Source organism: Halomonas flagellata, from assembly GCF_022487945.1.
Classification (GTDB): domain Bacteria; phylum Pseudomonadota; class Gammaproteobacteria; order Pseudomonadales; family Halomonadaceae; genus Halomonas; species Halomonas flagellata.
The window spans coordinates 1-5735 of the sequence record NZ_JAKVPY010000053.1; the positions used below are offsets into that span (position 1 = coordinate 1).

The window sequence follows — 5735 nt, forward strand, 5'->3', positions numbered from 1 at the left end:
CCCAGGCGATCGGCATGAAGCCGCTGCTCAGCGGGGCCTCCCCGGAAGACGAGGGCCTCTACGTGCTGCACCACCAGCACTGGGTCGAGGAGATGCTGCGCGCCATCGACAAGGAACGCAGCCAGTTTATCGCCACCCAGTCCGCGTAAGCGCGCACGAACCGAGAAGGGGGAAGAGACATGAGCCTTAGCTACCACGACATCCAGGCGTTTCTCTACCGTGAGGCGCGGCTGCTCGACGACCGCCAGTGGGACGAGTGGCTGGCGTGCTACCGCCAGGACGCCGCCTTCTGGATGCCGGCCTGGGACGACGACGACCAGCTGACCCGGGACCCGCAGAGCGAGATCTCGCTGATCTACTACCCGAACCGCGAGGGGCTCGAGGACCGGGTCTACCGGATCAAGACCGAACGCTCCGGGGCGAGCACGCCGGAGCCGCGCACCACCCACCAGATCAGCAACATCGAGGTGCTCAAGCAGGAAGGCGACGAGGTGGAGCTGCGCTTCAACTGGCAGACGCTGAGCCACCGCTACAAGGAGACCCAGGTGTTCTTTGGCAGCGCCTTCTACACCCTGGACGTGTCGGGCGAGACGCCGCTGATCGCCAACAAGAAGGTGGTGCTGAACAACGACTACATCCACCAGGTCATCGACGTCTATCACATCTGACCCGGTGCGAGAGGAGATTCGACCATGAGCTACACCATTGCCCTCAACTTCGAGGACGGCGTTACCCGCTTCATCGGCTGCAAGGAAGGGGAAACGGTCCTCGACGCCGCCTATCGGCAGAAGGTCAACCTGCCGATGGACTGCTCCGATGGCGTCTGTGGCACCTGCAAGGGCCACTGCGAGCAAGGCGAGTTCGACATGGGGGACGAGTACCTGGAGGAGGCGCTCTCCGACGAGGAAGCCGCCGAGGGCCAGGTACTGACCTGCCAGATGGTGCCGTCCTCCGACTGTGTCATCCAGATCCCGGTGGCCTCCGCCCTGTGCAAGACCCAGGTAGGCAAGCTCGAGGGCACCGTGGCCGTGGTCGAGCAACTCTCCGAGGACAGCATCGAGCTGGGCGTGGACCTGGACGACGAGGCGGCGCTGAGCTTCCTGCCGGGGCAGTACATTCACATCGACGTGCCGGGCACCGAGGAGCACCGCTCCTACTCCTTCAGCTCGAAGCCCGGCGCTCGACGTGCAACCTTCCTGATCCGCAATATCCCCAACGGGGTGATGAGCGGCTATCTGACCGAGCGGGCCAAGGTCGGCGACCGGCTGGCCCTGACCGGGCCGATGGGCAGCTTCTACCTGCGCGAGATCACGCGTCCGGTGCTGATGCTGGCCGGTGGCACCGGTCTCGCTCCCTTCCTCTCCATGCTCGAACTGCTGGTTCAGAGGCGGGCGGAAGGGACGACATGCGAGCAGCCGATCCATCTGATCTACGGCGTCAACAAGGACGACCACCTGGTCAAGGTCGATGCCCTGGAGCATTTCGCCGCGGAGCTGCCGACCTTCACCTACTCCACCGTGGTGGTGGACGAGGCCAGCGAGCATCCGCGCAAGGGCTATGTGACCCATCACATGGATGCCGAGGTGATGCACGACGGCGACATCGACGTCTACCTGTGCGGGCCGCCCCCCATGGTCGATGCCGTGCTCAAGCACTTCGACAAGGAAGGCATCGTGCCGCAGAGCTTCCACTACGAGAAGTTCACCCCCAACCAGGCACCCGGGGAGGCCGCATGAGCCTGACACGCTTCACGGACAAGGTGATGGTGGTAACCGGTGCCGCCCAGGGCATCGGGCAGCGGGTCGCCGAGCGCGCCGCGGGGGAGGGGGCACGCCTGGCCCTGGTGGACCGTGCCGACCATGTCGAGGAGGTCGCGGCCGAGCTGCGCGATCAGGGCGTCGATGCCATCGCCTTGCAGGCGGACCTCGAGACCTGGGAGGGGGCCGAGAGCGTGATGGCCAAGACCCACGAGCATTTCGGCCGTCTCGATATCCTGATCAACAACGTCGGCGGGACCATCTGGGCCCAACCCTACGAGCACTACACCCCGGAGCAGATCGAGGCCGAGGTGCGTCGCTCGCTGTTCCCGACCCTGTGGTGCTGCCGGGCGGCGCTGCCGTACCTGCTGGAGTCGAAGGGCAATATCGTCAACGTCTCCTCGGTGGCCACGCGTGGCCTGATGCGGGTGCCCTATGCGGCGGCCAAGGGTGGCGTGAATGCCATGACCGTGGCCCTGGCTTTCGAGTACGCCGAGCACGGCATTCGCGTGAACGCCACGGCGCCGGGGGGCACCGAGGCGCCGCCGCGCAAGGTCCCGCGCAACACCGCCGAGCAGAGCGAGCAGGAGAAGGTCTGGTACCAGACCCTGATCGACCAGACCAAGGCCACCAGCTTCATGGGCCGCTACGGCACCCTGGACGAGCAGGCCGGCCCGATCCTGTTTTTGGCCTCCGAGGATGCCAACTACATCACCGGCACCATCGTGCCGGTGGCCGGCGGCGACCTTGGCTGAACCTTGACGGCTCTGGTCTGTATCACTCGGCATTAAGAGAGTGTTTATAAACCCTTTCTGGTGAGAGGCGCCGGGAGCAGGTCGCAGCGAAGGTCATTCGCCATGGATGGCGAATGTAGCGCCCAGGGAAGGGTTCACAGCGCCTTCGCGGAGGCCTGCTCCCAGGCAGCCCCAACGATCAATGACAACAATCCCCTGGAGCACACCGTGAAACACATCGAAAAGGGCGTGAGCCTCAGGCATGCGCCCCGCGACTTCATCCGAGATCTCAACGTCGATAACGTCAGCGCGGGTATCGTCGCTGGCATCTTCGGCCTCAGCGCCGGCATCATCCATATCAGTGCCGGCACCGCCGCGGGGCTCGATTCCCATTTCATCATGATCTGGGTCATCAGCTACCTGATGATCAATGGCCTGTTCGGGCTGTTCATGCCCGCCTACTATCGGCTGCCCCTGCCGATGGCCAACTCCATCCCCGGCGCCTTGCTGTTCGCTGCGATCATTCCCGTGGTCGGCCTGGAGGCCGCCCTGGGCGCCACGCTGATCGCCGGCGCCATCTCCCTGGTGGCCGGCCTGGCCGGGGTGATGGGCATCGTGATGAAGCTGATCCCGATGCCCATCGTCATGGGCATGGTTGCGGGCATCCTGCTCAAGTTCGGCCTCAACATGGTGGCGCCGCTGGAGAACGCCATGCTACCGGCGGCCATCATGATCCTGGCCTTCTTCTTCTCAGCGCGCCTGCTGCGCAAGGTCCCGCCCCTGATCGTCGCCATGGTGGCCGGTGTCGCCTACATGGCCTACTCAGGCGTCGACTTCTCCGGCGTGGCGTTCTCGGTGACCTTCCCCGAGTTCATCGTGCCCGAGTTCACCCTGTCCGCCTTCCTGGCCTATGGGCTGCCGCTGGCCCTCATCCTGGTGGGGATGGAGACTCCCGCCGGCGTGGGCCTGCTCAAGGGCATGGGCTACAAGGAGGTGCCGGCCAATGCCATCACCGCCGTGGGTGGCTTCGGGACCATGATCTCGGCCTTCTTCAACCTGCACAGTACCTGCATCGCGGCGCCGATGACCGGCATCTGCTCCTCACCCGAAGCCGGCAAGCCGGACAAGCGCTGGGTGGCGGCGGTGATCGCCGGGGCCATCTTCGTGGTGAGCGCCCCCTTCTATGGCTTCGTGGTCAGCCTGATCGAGGCCATGCCGGGCTACTTCATCGCCATCATCGCCGGTCTGGCCCTGCTGCGGGTGATCACCTCGGCGATGCACATGGCGTTCTCGGGCAAGCACGAGATGGGTGGATTGTTCTCCTTCCTGATCGCCGCTTCCGGCCTGCAGATCCTGGGCATCGGCTCCTCCTTCTGGGCGCTGGTGCTGGGCGTCTTCATCTCGCTGATCTTCGAGACCAAGGACTTCGAGTTCATCAAGCAGATCGGCGAGGAACAGGCTTCCCACTGATCCCGGGCCGCCGGATGGCGGCCAGGGACACCGAGATCCTCCTTGGCCCGTCGCTGCTTCGGCAGAGCGGGCTTTTTTCATGGCGGCTTCCCGAGCCCGCCGTGTCGGCCTCTTATCCTTTTGTCGCAATCTGCACCGCCCCGAGGGTTGAATTCGCGTCCATGACCCCGCCCTGATGCCAGCCGGGCCGGCCGAAGAGGGTCGGCAGGGGCCCGGGACCAGTAGGGAGGCCGAAGGCATCGCAGACGAAATGACCGGAAATTGCTCTCCGGATCAGCAGAAATTTCTCAACATATTGATTTCATGTAGATGAGCTTGCCTTTTTGCGAGAGGGAAAGAGCTCGAGAAAGCGCTTTCGGCGATACCTCAAGGGTATGGGCAGGAACTCAAACGATATTGGTGAGGTTGTCGCCGGCTGGCCAGAATCCACTCACCACAACAAGAAAGCCTCCGCCGATATTTTGCCCGTCAGGCGTCCGGAGGCCCCCGACAACATGCCTTGCACCCCCTGACGCGAGCGCAGGGCACAACGACAACGACGAGAGCATGACCATGACCGTGAAGATTTTCGATACCCCCGAAGTGCAGGACTTCCTGAAGGCCGTCAGCGGCTTCGACCAGGCCGGCGGCAATCAGCGCGCCAAGCAGATCATGCACCGCCTGCTCTCCGACCTCTACCGGCTGATGGACGACTGCGACGTCAGCGCCGAGGAGTTCTGGTCCGCCGTCAGCGTGCTCAACGCGCTGGGCAACGGCACCCAGTTCGGCCTGCTGGCCCCGGGCCTGGGCTTCGATCACTACCTGGACATGCGCATGGACGCTGCCGACGCCGAGCGCGGCCTGGCCGGCGGCACCCCGCGTACCATCGAGGGCCCGCTCTACGTGGCCGGCGCCCCCGAGGCCGAAGGTTTCGCGCGCATGGATGACGGCACCGATCAGGACGCCGAGGTGATGTGGCTGACCGGCCAGGTGCGTGACACCGAGGGCCAGCCCGTCGCCGGTGCCAAGGTCGAGATCTGGCACGCCGACTCCAAGGGCGGCTACTCCTTCTTCGACCCGACCCAGAGCGAGTACAACCTGCGCCGCAGCATCATCACCGATGCCGAGGGCCGCTACACCGCGCGCAGCATCATCCCCTCCGGCTACGGCTGCCCGCCGGACAGCCCGACCCAGCAGGTGCTCGACCTGCTCGGCCGTCACGGCCAGCGCCCGGCGCACATCCACTACTTCATCTCGGCGCCGGGCCACAAGCACCTGACCACCCAGATCAACCTGGCCGGCGACCCCTACACCTTCGACGACTTCGCCTTCGCCACCCGCGAGGAGCTGGTGGTGGAAGGCAAGCGCATCGAGGACCCGGCCGAGATCGCCAGGCGCGAGCTGGACGGCCCCTTCTCCGAGGTGGTGTTCGACATCGAGCTGGCGAAGACCGACGCCCCCGAGCTGCAGCATCGCCACAAGCGCCCGCGGGCCAAGGAAGACGAGCAGGACCAGCACAGCCAGCTGGCCGGCACCGCCAAGGTCTGAGGACTACGCTATCCATAAGAGCCGGCGTGGCCCGCCCCTGCCGGGCGGGCCACCCACAACACGATATCGAGGAGTTGGATCATGACCACACAGCTTGATCGTCTCGAACAGCGCGTCCGTGGCGCCGTCGTCGACGACGCCGAGGCCGGCATCTTCCGCTGCCACCGCAGCATGTTCACCGACCCGGATTTCTTCGACCTGGAGATGAAGCACATCTTCGAGGGCAACTGGCTGTTCCTGGCCCACG

General features: G+C 65.1%; 5 protein-coding genes. All 5 read left to right on the plus strand.

Going from position 1 to position 5735, the window contains the following annotated elements:
• Positions 1 to 179 precede the first annotated feature (179 nt).
• The 5 genes from benB (at position 180) to catA (ending at position 5488) form a co-directional block, all read left to right on the plus strand.
• The gene (benB, locus tag MKP05_RS20920) at positions 180 to 668 is read left to right on the plus strand and encodes a benzoate 1,2-dioxygenase small subunit (RefSeq protein ID WP_240570092.1); all 489 of its coding nucleotides are present in this window, start codon (positions 180 to 182) and stop codon (positions 666 to 668) included.
• 24 nt (positions 669 to 692) lie between these two features.
• Positions 693 to 1736: a benzoate 1,2-dioxygenase electron transfer component BenC gene (gene benC, locus MKP05_RS20925; RefSeq protein ID WP_240570093.1), complete on the plus strand. Its 1044-nt coding sequence runs from the start codon at positions 693 to 695 to the stop codon at positions 1734 to 1736.
• Positions 1733 to 2512 (plus strand): benzoate diol dehydrogenase BenD, encoded by a 780-nt coding sequence (gene benD / locus MKP05_RS20930; RefSeq protein ID WP_240570094.1) that lies wholly within the window; start codon positions 1733 to 1735, stop codon positions 2510 to 2512. The genes benC and benD overlap by 4 nt, the downstream gene beginning before the upstream one ends.
• A 207-nt stretch (positions 2513 to 2719) precedes the next feature.
• Complete coding sequence (locus MKP05_RS20935) at positions 2720 to 3961, plus strand: benzoate/H(+) symporter BenE family transporter (RefSeq protein ID WP_240570095.1); 1242 nt, start codon at positions 2720 to 2722, stop codon at positions 3959 to 3961.
• Between the two features lie 552 nt (positions 3962 to 4513).
• Positions 4514 to 5488, plus strand: a complete 975-nt coding sequence (gene catA / locus MKP05_RS20940; protein WP_240570096.1) for a catechol 1,2-dioxygenase — start codon at positions 4514 to 4516, stop codon at positions 5486 to 5488.
• The last annotated feature ends 247 nt before the right edge of the window (positions 5489 to 5735 follow it).

Bases quoted from the DNA above. Each gene is read 5' to 3' on its own strand.
- benB (WP_240570092.1), top strand. From the start codon at position 180: ATGAGCCTTAGCTACCACGACATCCAGGCGTTTCTCTACCGTGAGGCG.
- catA (WP_240570096.1), top strand. From the start codon at position 4,514: ATGACCGTGAAGATTTTCGATACCCCCGAAGTGCAGGACTTCCTGAAG.
- benD (WP_240570094.1), top strand. From the start codon at position 1,733: ATGAGCCTGACACGCTTCACGGACAAGGTGATGGTGGTAACCGGTGCC.
- benC (WP_240570093.1), top strand. From the start codon at position 693: ATGAGCTACACCATTGCCCTCAACTTCGAGGACGGCGTTACCCGCTTC.